A 17,087-nucleotide genomic window follows, 5' to 3' on the forward strand; every position below is an offset into this window, starting at 1 on the left:
ATCAGGCCCGGCCACGCAGGCGCAGGGTCGGCACCGCACCATGCTCCTGCGCTGCGCCGCGCCCGGACAGCGACGGGTTGGTCATGAAATAACGGTGCAGGTTGAACGGCCGGTCGCCCGGCTCCAGCCGGGTATAATGGCCGTCGCGATCCAGCACCCAGCTCTGTTCGGTGTCGATCAGATTGGCGACCATCACCTGGTCCAGAATCTGGTCATGGACGGTCGGATTTTCGACCGGCGCGAGGAATTCGACGCGGCGGTCGAAGTTGCGCGGCATCCAGTCGGCCGAGCTGATATAGACCTTCGCGCCATTATTGGGCAGCGCCTTGCCATTGCCGAAGACGGTGATGCGGCTATGTTCCAGGAAACGGCCGACGACCGACTTCACCCGGATATTTTCCGACATGCCCGGAACGCCCGGCCGCAGGCAGCAGATGCCGCGCACGATCAGGTCGATCTGCACCCCGGCATTGCTGGCGGCATAGAGTTTCTCGATGATCGCCGGGTCGACCAGGCTGTTCATCTTGGCCCAGATGGTGCCGGGGCGGCCGGCGCGGACATGGTCGATCTCCGCATCGATGCAGGCGCACAGCGTGTCGCGCAGGTCGCGGGGCGACATGACCAGCTTTTCCAGCCGCTGCGGCTCGACATAGCCGGTGATGTAGTTGAACAAAGCGGCGGCATCGCGGCTATAGGCCGGATCGGCGGTGAAGAAGCTGAGATCGGTATAGATGCGCGCGGTGATCGGGTGGTAGTTGCCGGTGCCGAAATGGCAGTAGCTGCGGAACTGGTCGCCTTCGCGCCGCACCACCATCGACACCTTGGCATGCGTCTTCCAGTCGATGAAGCCATAGACGACCTGCACGCCCGCGCGTTCCAGCGCGTCGGCCCACATCAGATTCTGCTCTTCGTCGAAGCGCGCCTTCAGCTCGACCACCGCGGTCACCGACTTGCCGGCCTCGGCCGCGTCGATCAGGGCGCGGATGATCGCCGACTGCTTGCCCGCGCGGTAGAGGGTCTGCTTGATCGCGACCACATCCGGGTCGGACGCGGCCTGCTTCAGGAAGGAGATGACGACGTCGAACGCCTCATAGGGATGGTGGACGACGATGTCCTTGGCGCGGATCGCGGCGAAACAGTCGCCGCCATATTCGCGGATGCGCTCGGGGAAGCGGGGGGCATAGGGCTCGAACTTGAGGTCGGGGCGGTCGGCGTCGACGATGCCGCTAAGGTCACCGATGCCGATGAAGCCCTCCACCTCGACCACGATCGCCTCATGGCCCTGGAGCATGTCCTGGAGCATTTCCTCGACCGGTTCGGGAATGCGCTCCTCTATCTCCATGCGGATCACGCGGCCGCGGCGGCGGCGCTTGATGGCGCTGCGGAAATAGCGGACCAGATCTTCCGCCTCTTCCTCGATCTCGATGTCGCTGTCGCGGATGATGCGGAACACGCCGCTGTTGCGGACGCGATAGCCGGGGAAGAGATCGGCCGAGAAGCGGCGGATCACCGCCTCCAGCGCCATGTAGCGCATCGGTTCGCCCGGAATGCGCACGAAGCGGGCGAGCGAGGAGGGGATCATCACCAGTTCGCGGATCGGCTGCTTGTCCGACAGCCGTTCGAGATCGAAGACGATCGACAGCCCCTGATTGGGGATGAAGGGGAAGGGATGTGCCGGGTCCAGCGCCTGGGGCGTCAGGATCGGGAAGATCTGGGTCAGGAAATGCTCGCGCAGCCACCCCGCGCAGCCGACATCCATTTCCGCGGACGGACCGATCACCTCGATCCCAACCTGCACCAGCTCGCCGTGCAGCGCGCCCCAGACCTTCTGCTGGGCGCGCATCAGGCTGGCCGTGGTCTCGGTGATCGCGCCGAGCTGCTGCGCGGGCGTCAGGCCGTCGGCCGACCGCAGATCGACATCCTGCAATTGCTGGCCCTTGAGCCCGGCAACGCGGACGGAGAAGAATTCGTCGAGATTGGCGCCCGAAATCGACAGGAAGCGGAGCCGTTCGAGCAACGGGTGGGCCCGGTTCATCGCCTCTTCCAGCACCCGCTGGTTGAAGGCCAGCCAGGAAAGCTCGCGGTTGAAATAGCGCTCGCCCGCGGGCGAAAGGCTGGCGATGGGATCGGCTTCGGCCACGGATTACTCGCGCTGGTCGTTGGTGGGATCGGGCGGGACTATAGGCAAGATTCCTGCAGATTGCAGGGCCTCTTTCGCCAGTGCGACCGAAATCTTACGTCCAGATGACAGCGATGCCTCATCCAGCAGCGCCGTCACCGCCGCAATCGCGCCATAGCTGCGCTCGATCCGCCGAAGCAGCCAGGGGGCAAGGTCCGGTGCGAAGCTGGCGCCCGACGCGCCCAGCCGCCGCTCGATCAGCGCCAGCGCCAGCGCCTCGTCTGGTTCCTCGATCGCGACATGGGGCGATCCGGCCAGCCGCGATCGCAGGTCGGGCAGCGCCACCGTCCAGCGCAGCGGGGACGTGCGGCCGATCATCAGCAGCGGGCGATGCTCGGTCTGCGCCTCGTTCCAGGCATGGAACAGCATATGCTCGTCCTGCCCCTCGGCATCGTCGATCACGCTGCCGCCGCTCATCGCGACGAACTGGCGGCCCAGCGCCGAACGGCCCGACAGTGGCGGGCCGGTCAGCACAGTCACGGACACGGGCCAGTCGCGCCAGCGTTCCAGATGGGCAACGGCCAGTTGATTGGCCTCGCTCACCAGAAACTCCTCGCCCTGGCCCTGCCATTCGAAGGGCAGGCTGATCTGGCTCATGGCTGTCCTGCGGGCGCCTGCCGGCGCGAGATGCGCATGGTGTTGCCCGATACCGCCACGCTGTAGCCGCGGGCCTGCAATCCGGTGCGCAGCGCGTCGGCGCTCCCTTCGAAGCTGACCTGCATCACCGACGTGCCGCCCAGCGCGAGGCTGCTGGTCGCGGCCGAGCGGACGCCCGGAATGCTGCGCAAGGCCGATTCGCCGGCGGTGACCGATCCGACGTCGGGCGTGTCGAACTGGATCGCGAAGCTGGCGACGCTGGCGCCGGCGGTGGGCAGCGGCATGTCGACCGCCTCGATCGGCGCCTCGGTCGCATTCTCGATCGCCAGCGCGTTGGGGTCGACGGGTTCCTCGATGATCAGCGACGGATCGGGCCGCAGGCGGCCGTCATTGAGCGCGCGGATATAAAGTTCGTCGATCCGGCGTGCGCCCTCATCCAGCATCTGCGGGATGCCGCTGTCGTTCGAGGCGCGCAGCGCGAAGCTGCCGATCAGGCTGTTGTCGGGGCCGTAGCGGGCGGTGAAATTGGCCGTCACCGGACCGCCGGGCCATTGCCGGTCGAGCCGCACCATCGGGATCACCACATCGGCCGCGCCATATTGATCGAGCAGCACGCGCCACCAAAGGCGGCCGCGCCGCCCGGTCTGGCCGGCGTTGAGCAGCACCGGATCGGCGACCGAGCCCGCGACGCGGACATAGTCGATCGCGCTGTCGCCGGTGCGATATCGCGCCCAGGCCTTCTGCCATTCATTGACCCGTTCATAGGATACGGCCGAGCCGCCATCCCACATGACCGGGATCACCAGCAGCGGCGGCGAGCGCATCACATTGCCGGAAACACCCAGCAACTGGCCGGTGCGCGCGCGGTCGAACAAGATGCCGAGCGTCGCGACATAGCGACCGGGGCCGGCCTGTTCATATTCGACCTCGATGCCCGAGATCATGGCCTCGAGCTGCGAATCGGACAGGCTGGGCACGCCGGTGCCGCCATGGGTGCGGGTCCACAGCATCTTCCACGCCTGACGCTGGGCCAGCCGCCAGCCGGCATAGCGGGCCGCGTCGGCGCTGCCGGCCTGGACGTCGACCTTCACGCCGCGCACCTCATAATCGCCGCCGCTGGCGATCGGCGGGACGCCGCGTTCGCCCTCCATCTGGGCGAACAGCGCAGCGCCGACCAGGCCGATTCCCACCGCGCCGGCGATCTGCGCCGGCCGGGACAGGGCATGGAGAGCAAGCGCTGGCGGAAACGACAGGCGACGAAGAGTCTTGGCAAGGATCACGGGCGTCCTTTTGGCGAGATTTGCCCCGCATGCCAAGCGCGAACCTGCACGACCTTCCCCGTTCGGGCTGAGCGAAGTCGAAGCCTTCACCTGAGCGAAGCGAAGGCGCCTCGCTCCGCTCGGCGATGCTCTTCGACTTCGCTCAGGGCGAACGGGATATGGAGACAATGACCGCGCAAAACTCGACATTGGACCGTTTCGAACGTAGAGCGCAGCCTCATGAGCGACAACGAATCCTACAGCTACGCCAAGGCTGGCGTCGACATCGCCGCGGGCAACGCCCTTGTCCGTGCCATCGCCCCCCTGGCCAAGGCCACCCGTCGCCCCGGCGCGGACGCCGAACTGGGCGGTTTCGGCGGCTTTTTCGACCTGAAGGCGGCGGGCTATGACGACCCGTTGCTGGTCGCCGCCAATGATGGCGTCGGCACCAAGCTGAAGCTGGCGATCGACCATGACCGCCATGACGGCGTGGGCATCGATCTCGTTGCCATGTGCGCCAACGACCTGATCGTGCAGGGCGCCGAGCCGCTCTTCTTCCTCGACTATTATGCCACCGGCAAGCTGGAGTCGGGCGTCGCCGAACGCGTCATCGCCGGCATCGCCGAGGGCTGCCGCCAGGCCGGCTGCGCGCTGATCGGTGGCGAGACCGCCGAAATGCCCGGCATGTACAGCGACGGCGACTATGACCTGGCCGGCTTCTGCGTCGGTGCGGTGGAACGCTCCAAGGCGCTGACCGGCAACAAGGTGAAGGCTGGCGACGTCCTGATCGGCCTCGCCTCCTCGGGCGTCCACTCCAACGGTTTCTCGCTGGTCCGCCGCCTTGCCGCCGACAAGGGCTGGAAGCTCGATCGCCCGGCGCTGTTCGACAATGAAGTGCTGCTGATCGACGCGCTGATGGCGCCCACGAAGATCTACGTGAAGAGCCTGCTGCCGCTGGTCCGCGCCGGCATGATCAACGCGCTGGCTCACATCACCGGCGGCGGCCTGCTGGAAAATATCCCGCGCGTCCTGCCCGAAGGCACCCATGCCATAGTCGACGCCGACGCCTGGGAACAGCCGCGCCTGATGGCCTTCCTCCAGGCGCAGGGCAATATCGAGCCTGAAGAGATGGCGCGCACCTTCAACTGCGGCATCGGCATGATCCTGGCCGTGGACGAGGCGCATGTCGCCGGCGTCACCCAGGCGCTAGAGGATGCGGGCGAAACCGTGTTCCGCGTCGGCACCGTCAGCGAAGGCGACAAGGGCTGCACCGTCAAGGGCAGCGCCGAAACCTGGAGCGCAAAGGCCGACTGGTCGGCCACGCATCTGGGCTGACAAGCACCACCAATCCCCCTCCCGCCTGCGGGAGGGGTTAGGGGAGGGTTTTCCGAGGGATCGCCTTTAAGACAGGCCCTCCCCCGGCCCCTCCCGCCAGCGGGAGGGGAGACCCTATGACCAAAGCAAAGATCGGCGTCCTGATTTCTGGTCGCGGCTCCAACATGGCGGCTTTGCTCTACGCGGCGAAGGCCGCGGACTGCCCCTATGAGATCGTGCTGGTCGCCGCCAACGACCCGGAAGCCCCCGGCCTGGCGCTTGCCGCGGCCGAGGGCATCGCCACCTTCGGCCAGAGCCACAAGGGGCTAAAGCGCGCGGAGTTCGACGCGGTGATCGACGCGCAGCTGCGTGCCGCGGGCGTCCAATATGTCGCGCTGGCCGGCTATATGCGGCTTTTGTCGCCCGAATTCGTGTCCGGCTGGGAAGACCGGATGCTCAACATCCATCCCAGCCTGCTGCCCAAATATAAGGGCCTCGACACCCACCAGCGCGCGATCGATGCGGGCGACAGCCATGCCGGCTGTTCGGTCCATATCGTCACCGCCGAACTGGACGATGGCCCGGTGCTGGGCCAGACCCCGGTGGCGATCCTGCCCGGCGACACGGCCGACAGCCTGGCCGGGCGCATCCTGATCGCCGAACATCAGCTCTATTCGCGCACGCTCGCGGATTTCGTCACCCGTGAGCGCCAGCCCGACTGGCTGCTGAACAAGGTGCGTGAAGCCGCGCTGGCGCTGCCGCAGGCGGACGAGATCGTGTCGCATGGCATGCCCTGCTTCGGCATCGTCAAGGGCAAGAAATTCGCCTATTTCACCCGCGACCATCATGGCGACGGCATCATCGCCGTGCTGGTGAAGACCACCGCGCCCGAGGAACAGGCAACCCTGATCGAAGCCGACCCGGATCGCTATTACCGCCCCGCCTATTTCGGCAATGACTGGGTCGGCATCCGCCTCGACCTGGGCGACACCGACTGGGACCATATCGCCGACCGCCTCCACGCCAGCTGGCGCCAGATCGCGCCGCGCAAGTTGCTGGGCCTGATGGATATCGCCGACCAGTTCTGACCATCTAGTCGATGGGCCGAACAAATATGCAGGATGAGTTGTGACCTTCCTGCGTCGGGCCGATGCCGGACATTGTCCGGAAACATTGTCCTGTATTTACAGTATATTGACGGGAAATTACTGTGCCGGGCCATGGATGCCCGTGCGCCGGCATGGGGGCTGGTTGATCTTCGGACGGCCGTTTCGACAGGGATTTGCATAATGAAATCGACGATAGCCCGATGGAGCATGACGCTCCTCGCCATGGGCGCAGCCGCGCAGGTGGCAGTCAAGGCGCAGGATCTCAGCAGTTCGCGCCAGTCGGTGGGGCAGCCGAGCAAGGACCGGATCGTCATCGGCCTGGGTGCGGCGGTGACGCCGGTCTATCAGGGCGCCGACGATTATCGCGTGCTGCCGCTGCCCGCGATCGACATTGTCGAGGGGCGCTTCTTCGCCAATTTCCGCAATGGCGTGGGGCTCAATCTGGTCGATGACCGGGCGCTGACCATCGGTGCTGGCGTCACCCCGATGCCCGGCTATCGCCGGCGCGACGTGCCCACGGGCGTCGATCGGCTGTCCTGGGGCGTGGGCGGGCGGGTATTCGCCAATCTGACCGGCGGCGGCGTGGTGGCGACGCTGGGCGCGACGCAGGGCATTACGGGCAGCACCGGCGGCTTCATTGCTGACGCCAGCCTCTCCTATCCGGTCATCCTCAATCCGAAGGTCATCATCACCCCCTCGATCGCCACCAGCTTTGCCGACGGCAAGCATATGGATGGCTATTTCGGGGTGAATGCGCGGGAGGCGGCAGCGTCCGGACTGGACCAATATCGCGGCAAGGCAGGGTTCAAGGATGTCTCGGCGCTGCTCAACATCGTCTATCGGCTCGACAGCCGCTGGAGCGTGACCGGATCGGTCGGGGCGACCAGTCTGCTCGGCCGGGTCAAGGACAGCCCGCTGGTCGAGCATGCGACGCGGCCAAACGGCTTTCTGGCGCTCGCCTACCGGTTCTGACCCAGGCGATCGGCGGCGGGTTTAGCTGCCGACCGTCAGTTCCTCATAGCAGGCCTGCGCCTCGGGCGCGGGGCCGCGCCGGCTGGGCAGCTGGATCACGCGGACGACGCGGACGCCGGCGGCGTGGGGAAAGGTGATGAGGTCGCCGGCGCGCACCGGCGCATGGGACCGGTCGATGCGCCGACCGTTGAGGCGGATATGGCCGTCCTCGGCCAGCTTCTGCGCGGTCGAGCGGCTTTTCGACAGGCGCGCGAACCACAGATATTTGTCGATGCGCAGGGACGGGCCGACGCCCGTCCCCGGCATTGCAATGGCCCCCTTGGGGTCAGCCATTGCGTCCCAGCAGTTCGGCCAGGCCGGCGAAGGCATGGTTGCTGGTCGCCGCCTTGTGGCTGGCGGGGGTAGCGCGCGGCGCGCGATTATCGTCGCGATCGCCACCCTTGCGCGGGCCGCGATCGCCGCCCTTGCCACGGTTATCGCCACGACCTTCGCCGCGATTGTCGCTCTTGCCGGCAAATTTGCCTTCGGGGCGCTGCTGCTGATCGCGGCGGGGACCGCGCGGGCCACGATCGCCCTGCGGGCGGCCTTTCTGCCGACCCTTGAACACCCAGTTGGCGCCGGTGGCGGCGACGGGCGCTTCGGCCGGGGTTTCGGTCGCCGCTTCGCCAGGCGTTCCCGCGTCCGCTTCGACGGGGGCCTCGGCAACGACTTCCGCCGTTGCTTCAGGCGCAGCCTCGGTCGCTTCGACCACGTCCGTGCCTTCCACGGCGGGCGCGGCTTCGACCGGCGCCTCGGCGACGGGCGCCGGGGTCGGCACCGGATCGATCGGGCGGAAGCCGGCGGCGCGCATCAGCTGCAGGAAGGCTTCTTCGCTCAGGCCCAGCGACACGATCTGCGGGCTGAGCGCGCTGAACGGCTCATTCTTCGCGATCGTCTCATGCGCGGTGCGGGCCATGCGCTCGGCCATGTCAATGCGCAGCATCTGCGGACCGAAGCTGCGGAAGCCGGCGATGCGCGCACCCATTTCCTGAGGCTTGTCGCCGGTCGGGATCAGGGTCAGGCCCGGCTGGGGCAGCGGCAGGCAGGGCTTGCCGATGCGTGTCGCCTGCAGCGCCGCGCGCCAGCGCGCCGCGCCCGGCTTCAACAGGCCGGGATGATAGAGGTCGAGCACGCCGATATCGATGCCGGCGCGGCGCAACAGATGGCGCTGATCCTTGTCGAGATGGCCGAGCGCCGAATCAAGGTCGAGTCGCGGCGCGACGCCACCGGCATCGGCCAGCTGGGCGAAGACCGCGCGGACGACGGCGGGCACGGCCGGATCGGCAGCGCTTTCGCTCATCTTGACCAGCGGCAGCAGATGCTTCTGCTTCTGCGCCTCGAACCAGGTCGCCAGACGGGTCGTCACCTGCTTCTGCACATCCGGGCCCAACGCGGCGAGCGCGCGATCGAGCCGGATTTCGGGCGCGAGCAGGCCTGCGCCCGCCATCAGCGTTGCGACCGGGGTTCCCTGCCAGGCGATGCCCGGCGTCTGTCCCGCATCGTCCATGAGCGCGAAATCCGTATCCGCAGCGCTCATCAATTCGTCAGCCTTCACTCGTAATACCTTTCCAAGGCGCCTTTCCGCCGCCGCCAGCAACAGCTTTCTGTCCTGGAGTCGCGTAGCGGGATCGACTGAGAAACGAAATCCGTCAAGTCGCCCGATCGTCTCGCCATCGACGCAGACCGTCCCATCCGGGTCGACCGTGACCGGCAGATTGCTCGCATTCTGTCCGATATCCCTTAGCAGAACAGAGGTGCGTCGGTCCACGAAACGCTGCGTCAGGGCCGCATGCAGCGCATCGGACAGCTTTTCTTCCAGCATGCGCGTGCGTTCCGCCATCTCCACCGGATTGGCCAGCCAGTCGGGACGATGGGCGATATAGGACCAGGTGCGCGCGGCGGCGATCCGGCCCGACAAGGTGTCGATATCGCCCTGGACCGAATCGAGGCGGGCGATCTGCTGGGCAAACCAGTCACGTGGAATATGGCCGCCAAAGCCGGAGCCATTGCCGGCGATGAAGCGCCAGATGCGCGCCACGGTGCGGGCATGATGCTCCGCGCCCAGCTTCTGGAAATCGGGCAGGCCGCAGGCGGCCCAGAGCCGTTCGACATCGCGCTTGGAGCGGACACGGGCCTGGACCTCGGGATCTTCGGCCATGCGGCGCAGCACGGCCAGGTCGACCGCCTGCGGCGCCGCGCGCAGTTCCGGGCGGTCGGGCCGCGCCTCCAGATCGATGATGAGATGGTCGATGCTGTCGGTGCGTGGCGCGCCGTCGCGCCAGAAAAGCTGGTCGACGGACGGAAAGCGATGCGCCTCGATCGCCTCTATCTCTTCGGGCGTGAAGGCGGCGTCGCCATCCTCCGACCCCAGGCTGCCGAAGGTGCCGTCCTTGTGATGGCGTCCGGCGCGGCCGGCGATCTGGGCCATTTCGGCGACCGTCAGCCGGCGCGAACGGCGACCGTCGAACTTGCGCAGCGAGGCGAAGGCGACATGGGCGACGTCGAGATTGAGGCCCATGCCGATCGCGTCGGTGGCGACCAGATAATCGACGTCGCCGTTCAGGAACATCTGCACCTGGGCGTTGCGGGTGCGGGGCGACAGGGCGCCCATCACCACCGCCGCGCCGCCCCGGAAGCGGCGCAGCATTTCCGCCACGGCATAGACTTCCTCGGCCGAGAAGGCGACGATCGCCGAGCGGCGCGGCAGGCGCGACAGCTTCTTGGCGCCGGCATAGGAGAGGGTGGAGAAGCGCGGCCGGCCGATGATCTCGACTTCGGGGACGAGGCTTTTCACCGTCTTCGCGATGCTGGCGGAGCCCAGGATCATCGTTTCTTCCCGGCCGCGCGCGCGCAGGATGCGGTCGGTGAAGATATGGCCGCGCTCGGGATCGGCGCCCAGTTGCGCCTCGTCCAGCGCGACAAAGGCGAAATCGCTGAGGCCGCCGGTCATCGCCGCCGCTTCACGCCCACCGCTGATCGGCATGGATTCGGCGGTGCAGAGGAAATAGCGCGCGCCCGGCGGCACGATCTTTTCCTCGCCGGTGATGAGGGCGACCTGCTGGGCGCCCTTGATCGCGACGACGCGGTCATAGACTTCGCGCGCCAGCAGGCGCAGCGGAAAGCCCATCATGCCGCTCGAATGGCCGCACATGCGCTCGACGGCGAGATGGGTCTTGCCGGTATTGGTGGGGCCCAGCACCGCGGTGATGGGCGAACGGGCGAACTGGGCCATGATGGGGCCTATGTCGTGCAGGATGGCGGGCAGGGCAAGGACTTTGCGCAATCGGCCCGATGTTCCGGTGGTTAACGGGACTCTGCCCGGCCATGGGCACGTTTCGTCGCAGCGGCGCGGGTCATGGCGGCGTCTTAAATTGACTTTAACCCTGCGCGTTCACAAGGGTGCGGTCCGACGCATGGCGCGGGGACCATTGCGTTGGCGATGCGATAAAAAGCACCCCGGGGGTTGCGGCTTTTGTTCCAGGATAATCAGTCGGGTTTTCAGCAGGGTGGCGCGTCCATGTCGCTATGGCTGGCGGACAGCCTGCAGCGACCGGCGGCGCCGCGCGACTGGCGCACGCGCCTGAGGGACTGGGCGGAGGACGTCAACCTCGTCCCGGACCTGGGGCAGAATGTCGGCAGCCTTACCTGGTTCCGCGGCCTTGCCACCTGTTTTGGCCTGTGCGCCACCGCCCTCTATCTCTCGCCCGGTTTCCAGCCGGTGCCCGGCGCGCCCGAACCGCTGCTGACGCCCGCGCAATATGACGAGGTGCGCAGCCAGATGATCACGCCGCTGGCGCTGGGCGCGGACAGCGGCCGGCGGATGGGCGCGACCGATGCAGTGCAGCCGCTCAAGGAAACACCCGAACGGCCGCAGATCGAACTCAATGCCCAGATCGGCAGCAGCGACACGCTGGCTCGCGCCCTGTCGCGTGCCGGGGTCAGCAGCGGCGATGTCGCGACCGTGACCAGCATGGTCGGCGGCGACATCGGCGCGGGCGTGAAGCCGGGCACCCGGCTCGACATCATCCTGGGCCGCCGTGCCAGCCGCACGTCGCCCCGGCCGCTCGACAAGCTCAATTTCCGCGCGCGGCTCGACCTGGCGGTCGAACTCAACCGGGTCGGCGGCGTGCTGCAGGTGACGCGCGTGCCCATTCGCGTCGACAACACCCCGCTGCGCATCCAGGGCGTGGTCGGCGACAGCATCTATCGTTCGGCCCGCGCCGCCGGCGCACCGCCCAAGGCGGTGCAGGCCTTCCTGCGGGTGATCGCCAAGCAGGTCGATCTGGGATCGATTGGCGCAGGCGACCGCTATGACATCATCACCGAATATCATCGCGCCGAAACCGGCGATGTCGAGGTGGGCGAGCTGCTCTATGCCGGTTTCCGCCGGGCGCGGGGCAAGGCGGTCGACATGCTGAAATGGACCAGCGAGGGCCGCACCGAATGGTTCGAGGCATCGGGCGTGGGCGAAAAGCGCGGCGTGCTGGGCGCGCCGGTCGACGGCGCCCGCATGACATCGGGCTTCGGCATGCGCCGCCATCCGATCCTGGGTTATACCCGCATGCATGCCGGCATCGATTTCGGCGCGCGCTATGGTTCGCCCATCTATGCCGTGACCGACGGCGTGGTCGCCTTTGCCGGCCGCCATGGCGGCCATGGCAATTATGTCCGCATTTCCCATGGCGTGGGCCTGGCCACCGGCTATGCCCATATGAGCCGGATCGCGGCGGTGCCGGGCCAGCGGGTGCGGCGCGGCCAGGTGATCGGCTATGTCGGTTCCAGCGGCCTGTCGACTGGTCCGCATCTTCATTATGAGCTGTATCGGGGTGGGCAGGTGGTCAATCCGCTGTCGGTGAAGTTCACCACGACGGCGCAGCTGACCGGCAGCAATCTGGCCGCGTTCCGCGCGCGCCTGGCCCAGCTCAAGGGGCTGAAGGTCGGCACGCATGAGGTGGCGGCGGCCGCGCCGACCGCGGGCGCACAGGCCGCTGCGGGGAAATAAGCGGCTTTGCGGCGCTGGCTCGCTCGGCTAACGAGCGGGCATGACATCCTCCGATCCCGCCACCATCACCGCGATCCTGCTGGCCGGCGCGCGGCCGATCGCCGATCCGCTCGCCACCGCTGCCGGCGTGCCGGTCAAGCCGCTGGTGCCGGTCGCAGGCGAGCCGATGATCAACCGCCCGGCGCGCGCCTTGCTCGCCCATCCGGCGATCGGCCAGCTGGTGGTGCTGACGCAGAATCCCGAATATTTCGCCGATGATCCGGCCACCGCCTGGCTGGCAAGCGATCCGCGCGTGCGGTTCGAGCGCGGCGGCAAGGGCATCGCCTCCTCGCTGCTGGAACTGATGGAGAAGGCGGACCTGCCTTTCCCGCTGCTGATGACGACGGCGGACCATGTGCTGCTCGACGCGGCGATGCTGGACCAGTTCGTGGCGGAGGCGACGGGCGCTGACATCGCCGTCGCCTTGGTCGAGAAGACGACCCTGCTGGCCCATTATCCGCAGTCGCGCCGCACCTGGCTCAAATTCCGCGACGGCTGGTGGTCGGGCGCGAACATCTTCTGGTTCGGCAGTGCCAAGGCGCGGCCGGTGATTGCGCTGTGGCAGGATGTCGAGCAGGACCGGAAGAAGGGCTGGAAAATCCTGTCCGCCTTTGGCCCGCTGGCGCTGGTCGGCGCACTGCTGCGCATCCTGACCCTGCGCGGCGGCATTGCGCGGGTGGGGCGGCGTTTTGGCCTGACCGCGCGGCTGGTGGCGATGGACCAGGCGGAAGCCTGTATCGACGCCGACAAGCCCGACGACATCGTGCTGATCGAATCCATCCTTGCACGCTGAAGCATAGGGCAGCCCGTATCGGGTTATTCCCGATGCCGCGCGTCTTGGCCGCATGCTAGAAGCAATCGGACCCGGCAGACGGGGCCGATGAAGGGAGCACCCGCATGCGCAAGATTCTGCCCCTGGCGGCATTGTTGCCCGCCACCCTCGTCCTGATGGCACAGACAACGCCCGAAGCAGCGCCCCCGCCGCCGGCCCCGACCCCGGTCACCCCGGTCAGCGGCGATTCCCGCGACGTATCGGTTGCCGCCTGCCTGAACGAAGCCAAGGCCCAGGGCGCGAAGAAGGGCGTGATCGACGTCACCCTGCGCGAGGTCGAGGATACCGACAAGAAAAGCGACAGCCGCGGCGCCGTGCGCGCGCTGGTCAATGTCGTGATCGACAAGGACGGCAAGCAGAAGACGGTGAAGAAGACGTTCAAGTGCAGCACCCAGAATGGGGTGGTAACCGCCTTCAAATATTATTGAATTTCCCTAGCCCGGTCTCATCAGGCTGAACCGGGCGCGGCACCAGTGCGTCGTTCCTCTCCCCCCTCGATCCAGGGATGGCGCGCTGGTGTCGCTCAGTTCGCGTCGGGCTCCGGCGGCAGCGTATCGCGCAATGCCAGCGCATGGCGGGTGGCAAGACCCATCATCAGGAAGCCGGCGATCGAGGCGACGATATTGGCGATCGCAGCGCCGATCGTGCCATTCATCGGCAGCAGCACCGCCTGCATCCCCAGCAGCAGCAGGGTGGAGGCAAAGGTGATGCGCAGCGACAGGCCGGCCCGGTCAGTCGCCATCAGCAGCGGGCGATAGCTGACCCCCACCAGGTCGATGCAGGCCGATACGCCCAGCAGCATCAGCAGCGGATAGGCGGGGAGGAATTCCTTGCCCGCGATCAGGCCCAGCAGCGGATGGCCGATGGTCAGGATCAGCGCGATGATGATGGCGCCCGCGATCAGCGCCAGCCGGTTGGTGCGGCGGAACAGAGACCGCAGCGCATCCACGCCATGGCTGGACTGGGTGCGCGACAGTTCGACGAAGATGCTGCGCGAGAGCAGGCTGGAAATCTTGGTCAGCGACTGTGCGAGCTGGTTGGCGAGGCGATAGAGGCCCGCGCCCACCGGCCCGACGAACAGGCCGACGACCAGCACCGCGACCTGCTGTCCCATGGCGGACAGGCTGGTCTGCAGGTTGGTGGCGGTCAGGAAGCCGACGATGCCGGGATTTTCCTGGCGCGCATCGAGTGCCCGGCCGGCGGTCCAGTTGCCAAGCCGTCCCTTGCCTTCGCGCAGGGCGAGATACCAATAGGCCGCCGCGCACAGCAGTTCGGCGGCGCCCCAGGCGATCAGGAAGCCGGTGATGCCGGGCATCAGGGCCAGGGCCAGGCCCGCGCCGATCATCCGTCCGACCGGGATCATGGTTTCGGCGACGGCGGCCGAATCGAACCGGTCGAACAGGCGCAATATACCGGTGGGGGAGGATCGGATGGTGATCATCATCACCATGCAGAACAGCCAGGCCTGAAGCCCCATGCCGGGCCCCAGTTGCAGCTGGTTGCCGAAGGCCAGGATGATGATCGCGGCGATCAGGCCGCCGGCCACGGCCGAGGCGAGATCGATCAGGATGCAGAAGCGCAGCACCCGGTTGAGCGCATTGCCGTTGCCGTCGGCCAGATGCGGCTGGCCATAGCGCACGACGATCTGCCAGCTGTCGAAGGACACCAACGTCTTGATGACGTTGGCGGCGCTCAGCACCAGCGCGAAGCGGCCGAAATCGGCAACGCCCAGCGTGCGGGTGACGATGGCGAGATAGGCAAGGCTCAGCACCGCGCCCACGCCCTTGCCGCCCAGCAACCAGCCGGTATTGGCCAGGATACGGGCAAAGCCATCCTGTGCGCTGCTACCCTTTGCGCGCTTCAACTTCACCGGAACAGGAGCCTTTCGCGTGACACGCCGTTTGTTGCTGGCGGGCGTCTATCTAGGGAAGGGCGGCGCATTGCGCAAATACGTCCTTCTCTTCCCTGCGCTGCGAAATCGCTCTAAAGCGCGGGCATGACCATCAAGAAAGCCATCATCCTCTCCGCCGGCCAGGGTTCGCGCCTGCTGCCGCTGACCCGTGACGTGCCCAAGTGCATGATCGATTTCAACGGCCGCACCCTGATCAGCTGGCAAATCGCCGCGCTGGTCGCCAATGGCGTGACCGACATCGTCGTCGTCACCGGCTTCCGCACCGAGCGGGTCGAGGATCATGCGCTGCAACTCTATCGCGAGACCGGCGCGCGCATCCGCACGCTGTTCAACCCCTTCTTCCAGGTCGCCGACAATCTGGGCAGCTGCTGGATCGCGCGTGAGGAGATGGACCAGGACTTCATCATCCTGAACGGCGACACCATCGTGTCGGACGAGATCGTCGCAAAGCTGGTCTCGGGCGCCAAGGACGCGATCACCGTCACCGTCGATGTGAAGCCCGACGGCGACTATGACGATGACGACATGAAGGTGAACCGGGACGAGAGCGGTCGCCTGCACCATATCGGCAAGCGGCTGCTGCCGCCCGACACCAATGCCGAATCGATCGGCATGCTGGCGTTCGTGGGCGAAGGGCCGGCGATCTTCCGCAACCAGGTCGACCAGATGATGCGCACGCCCGAAGGCGTTGCCCGCTGGTATCTGCGCGCGATCGACATCATCGCCAAGGGCAACCGGGTCGGCACCGTGTCGATCGAGGGGCTGGAATGGCAGGAAGTCGACTTCCCGCAGGATGTCGATGCGGCCAACGCGCTGACCGAGAAATGGGTATCGCAGGGGCGTTACGGAGCCTGACGCGCCGGGTTGCGTAGCACTGCCAAATGGCCGGAATGGGTGGATTTGCGACAGTCCGCTTATGGGTTAGCATAGCGAGACCGGGATCACCCATTCAGGCAAGATATGAGCTATCGGATTTTTTATCACCACGGCTTTGAGTTGGGCCTAGCTACGAAAGTGGCAAAAGGCGTTCTGGACATCGACGATAAGGCCATTGCCATAAAATCAGGCGGCAATGCTTATCACATTGCATTCCATGATGTTGAAGATGTCGAACTGATCCGCCTGCATAAGGTCGGCCGCGTCATTCGCCTGACGCATAGTGGCGGCACACATTTCGTATCCGTCGTTCGGTTTATGGTCGGGCAGTTCGCGCTAATCAATTTCCTTGCCACTGGCAGGGTGTTCAATCGGATACAAAGCGCCGTGAACAGCAAACATAATCAGGCCTGACTTGTCTGCTACTGGCGACTAACCCTATGTCCATGAGTGGCCGCTTCTGGTCGACAGCCGTCAGGCTGCTACGCAATGCACCTGTCGGCATATTGCTAACAAATCTGCGCCATAGGACGGGACGATCACCAGTAACTGAGCTTCCCCGCGTTCGATCCGCTCTACTTGCCCTTTTACAAAAGAGGCGTGTTTCTCGTGATATTGCGGGGCCGCAGTCGGATGTGGCGGCTCATAGAGCCGATCAAGGGCATCGGCGCTCAGCAAGCACCCTCCGATAATATCGACGTGCGATATGATATTGCCCTGCCGAAAATCATCGATTTGCAGCGCCTCAAGGCCTTCAAGGATCAAATTGAAATCTGCGCCATCCACTTGCTGCAAGTAGAGCGTAGCGCCACCTTCGTGCACCTTTAACCCTGTCACGTATCCATCGTGGAAATTCGGGATAGACTGTATCATTTACTGAGCTTAGCCTCGGATCCGCAGTGTCCGCAATTGGGCGAGCGTCGAGGCGATGCGAATGACAAAAAATGGTCGTTTGCC

At 66.1% G+C, this 17,087-nt stretch carries 15 protein-coding genes; 8 read left to right on the forward strand and 7 right to left on the reverse strand.

All coding sequences use genetic code 11. The features are described from left to right. Position 1: 1 nt before the first annotated feature. The 3 genes from U0025_RS02875 to U0025_RS02885 are packed head-to-tail and all read right to left on the reverse strand — an operon-like array spanning position 2 to position 4,056. A complete protein-coding gene (locus U0025_RS02875) occupies positions 2–2,140 on the reverse strand; it encodes an RNA degradosome polyphosphate kinase (protein WP_004211118.1) in 2,139 nt (712 codons plus the stop codon). A gap of 3 nt (positions 2,141–2,143) precedes the next feature. After that, positions 2,144–2,776 carry an HdaA/DnaA family protein gene (locus U0025_RS02880; protein ID WP_004211120.1) on the reverse strand — a complete coding sequence of 211 codons (633 nt, stop codon included), beginning with the start codon at positions 2,774–2,776 and terminating at the stop codon, positions 2,144–2,146. Further along, complete coding sequence (locus U0025_RS02885) at positions 2,773–4,056, reverse strand: hypothetical protein (protein WP_004211121.1); 1,284 nt, start codon at positions 4,054–4,056, stop codon at positions 2,773–2,775. The genes U0025_RS02880 and U0025_RS02885 overlap by 4 nt, the downstream gene beginning before the upstream one ends. A 219-nt stretch (positions 4,057–4,275) precedes the next feature. Between U0025_RS02885 and purM the strand changes: the two genes are divergently transcribed. The 3 genes from purM (at position 4,276) to U0025_RS02900 (ending at position 7,430) form a co-directional block, all read left to right on the forward strand. Beyond that, positions 4,276–5,370: a phosphoribosylformylglycinamidine cyclo-ligase gene (gene purM / locus U0025_RS02890; RefSeq protein ID WP_004211123.1), complete on the forward strand. Its 1,095-nt coding sequence runs from the start codon at positions 4,276–4,278 to the stop codon at positions 5,368–5,370. 116 nt (positions 5,371–5,486) lie between these two features. Further along, positions 5,487–6,437 carry a phosphoribosylglycinamide formyltransferase gene (gene purN, locus U0025_RS02895; RefSeq protein ID WP_004211124.1) on the forward strand — a complete coding sequence of 317 codons (951 nt, stop codon included), beginning with the start codon at positions 5,487–5,489 and terminating at the stop codon, positions 6,435–6,437. A 201-nt stretch (positions 6,438–6,638) separates the two neighbouring features. Beyond that, positions 6,639–7,430: a MipA/OmpV family protein gene (locus tag U0025_RS02900; protein WP_004211126.1), complete on the forward strand. Its 792-nt coding sequence runs from the start codon at positions 6,639–6,641 to the stop codon at positions 7,428–7,430. A gap of 21 nt (positions 7,431–7,451) precedes the next feature. Here the strand turns inward: U0025_RS02900 and U0025_RS02905 are convergent, their stop codons facing one another. Beyond that, a complete protein-coding gene (locus tag U0025_RS02905) occupies positions 7,452–7,736 on the reverse strand; it encodes an RNA-binding S4 domain-containing protein (protein ID WP_004211129.1) in 285 nt (94 codons plus the stop codon). A gap of 19 nt (positions 7,737–7,755) precedes the next feature. Further along, positions 7,756–10,701, reverse strand: a complete 2,946-nt coding sequence (locus U0025_RS02910; RefSeq protein ID WP_004211130.1) for a helicase-related protein — start codon at positions 10,699–10,701, stop codon at positions 7,756–7,758. A 285-nt stretch (positions 10,702–10,986) separates the two neighbouring features. Between U0025_RS02910 and U0025_RS02915 the strand changes: the two genes are divergently transcribed. The 3 genes from U0025_RS02915 to U0025_RS02925 all read left to right on the forward strand — a co-directional run bounded on the left by U0025_RS02915 (position 10,987) and on the right by U0025_RS02925 (position 13,770). Continuing rightward, a complete protein-coding gene (locus U0025_RS02915) occupies positions 10,987–12,471 on the forward strand; it encodes a M23 family metallopeptidase (protein WP_004211131.1) in 1,485 nt (494 codons plus the stop codon). A gap of 40 nt (positions 12,472–12,511) precedes the next feature. After that, entirely contained in the window at positions 12,512–13,303 is a 792-nt protein-coding gene (locus U0025_RS02920; RefSeq protein ID WP_004211132.1) for a nucleotidyltransferase family protein, read from the forward strand. Between the two features lie 104 nt (positions 13,304–13,407). Further along, positions 13,408–13,770, forward strand: a complete 363-nt coding sequence (locus U0025_RS02925; protein ID WP_004211134.1) for a hypothetical protein — start codon at positions 13,408–13,410, stop codon at positions 13,768–13,770. A gap of 95 nt (positions 13,771–13,865) precedes the next feature. Here U0025_RS02925 and U0025_RS02930 read toward each other — a convergent pair whose 3' ends face one another. After that, positions 13,866–15,212 carry a lipopolysaccharide biosynthesis protein gene (locus tag U0025_RS02930; protein ID WP_004211135.1) on the reverse strand — a complete coding sequence of 449 codons (1,347 nt, stop codon included), beginning with the start codon at positions 15,210–15,212 and terminating at the stop codon, positions 13,866–13,868. A 126-nt stretch (positions 15,213–15,338) separates the two neighbouring features. On the opposite strand from U0025_RS02930, the gene U0025_RS02935 reads away from it, so the two are divergent. Next, positions 15,339–16,109, forward strand: a complete 771-nt coding sequence (locus U0025_RS02935) for a phosphocholine cytidylyltransferase family protein (RefSeq protein WP_004211138.1) — start codon at positions 15,339–15,341, stop codon at positions 16,107–16,109. A 105-nt stretch (positions 16,110–16,214) separates the two neighbouring features. Further along, a complete protein-coding gene (locus U0025_RS02940) occupies positions 16,215–16,544 on the forward strand; it encodes a hypothetical protein (protein ID WP_004211140.1) in 330 nt (109 codons plus the stop codon). 60 nt (positions 16,545–16,604) lie between these two features. On the opposite strand, the gene U0025_RS02945 is transcribed toward U0025_RS02940, so the two are convergent. After that, positions 16,605–17,003, reverse strand: a complete 399-nt coding sequence (locus tag U0025_RS02945) for a hypothetical protein (RefSeq protein WP_139278753.1) — start codon at positions 17,001–17,003, stop codon at positions 16,605–16,607. Between the last annotated feature and the right edge of the window lie 84 nt (positions 17,004–17,087).

This window comes from Sphingobium yanoikuyae, from assembly GCF_034424525.1.
Lineage (GTDB): Bacteria > Pseudomonadota > Alphaproteobacteria > Sphingomonadales > Sphingomonadaceae > Sphingobium > Sphingobium yanoikuyae.

Bases quoted from the DNA above. Each gene is read 5' to 3' on its own strand.
- purM (WP_004211123.1), top strand. From the start codon at position 4,276: ATGAGCGACAACGAATCCTACAGCTACGCCAAGGCTGGCGTCGACATC.
- U0025_RS02940 (WP_004211140.1), top strand. From the start codon at position 16,215: ATGAGCTATCGGATTTTTTATCACCACGGCTTTGAGTTGGGCCTAGCT.
- U0025_RS02915 (WP_004211131.1), top strand. From the start codon at position 10,987: ATGTCGCTATGGCTGGCGGACAGCCTGCAGCGACCGGCGGCGCCGCGC.
- U0025_RS02920 (WP_004211132.1), top strand. From the start codon at position 12,512: ATGACATCCTCCGATCCCGCCACCATCACCGCGATCCTGCTGGCCGGC.
- U0025_RS02935 (WP_004211138.1), top strand. From the start codon at position 15,339: ATGACCATCAAGAAAGCCATCATCCTCTCCGCCGGCCAGGGTTCGCGC.
- purN (WP_004211124.1), top strand. From the start codon at position 5,487: ATGACCAAAGCAAAGATCGGCGTCCTGATTTCTGGTCGCGGCTCCAAC.
- U0025_RS02925 (WP_004211134.1), top strand. From the start codon at position 13,408: ATGCGCAAGATTCTGCCCCTGGCGGCATTGTTGCCCGCCACCCTCGTC.
- U0025_RS02910 (WP_004211130.1), bottom strand. From the start codon at position 10,701: ATGGCCCAGTTCGCCCGTTCGCCCATCACCGCGGTGCTGGGCCCCACC.
- U0025_RS02905 (WP_004211129.1), bottom strand. From the start codon at position 7,736: ATGCCGGGGACGGGCGTCGGCCCGTCCCTGCGCATCGACAAATATCTG.
- U0025_RS02900 (WP_004211126.1), top strand. From the start codon at position 6,639: ATGAAATCGACGATAGCCCGATGGAGCATGACGCTCCTCGCCATGGGC.
- U0025_RS02945 (WP_139278753.1), bottom strand. From the start codon at position 17,003: ATGATACAGTCTATCCCGAATTTCCACGATGGATACGTGACAGGGTTA.
- U0025_RS02880 (WP_004211120.1), bottom strand. From the start codon at position 2,776: ATGAGCCAGATCAGCCTGCCCTTCGAATGGCAGGGCCAGGGCGAGGAG.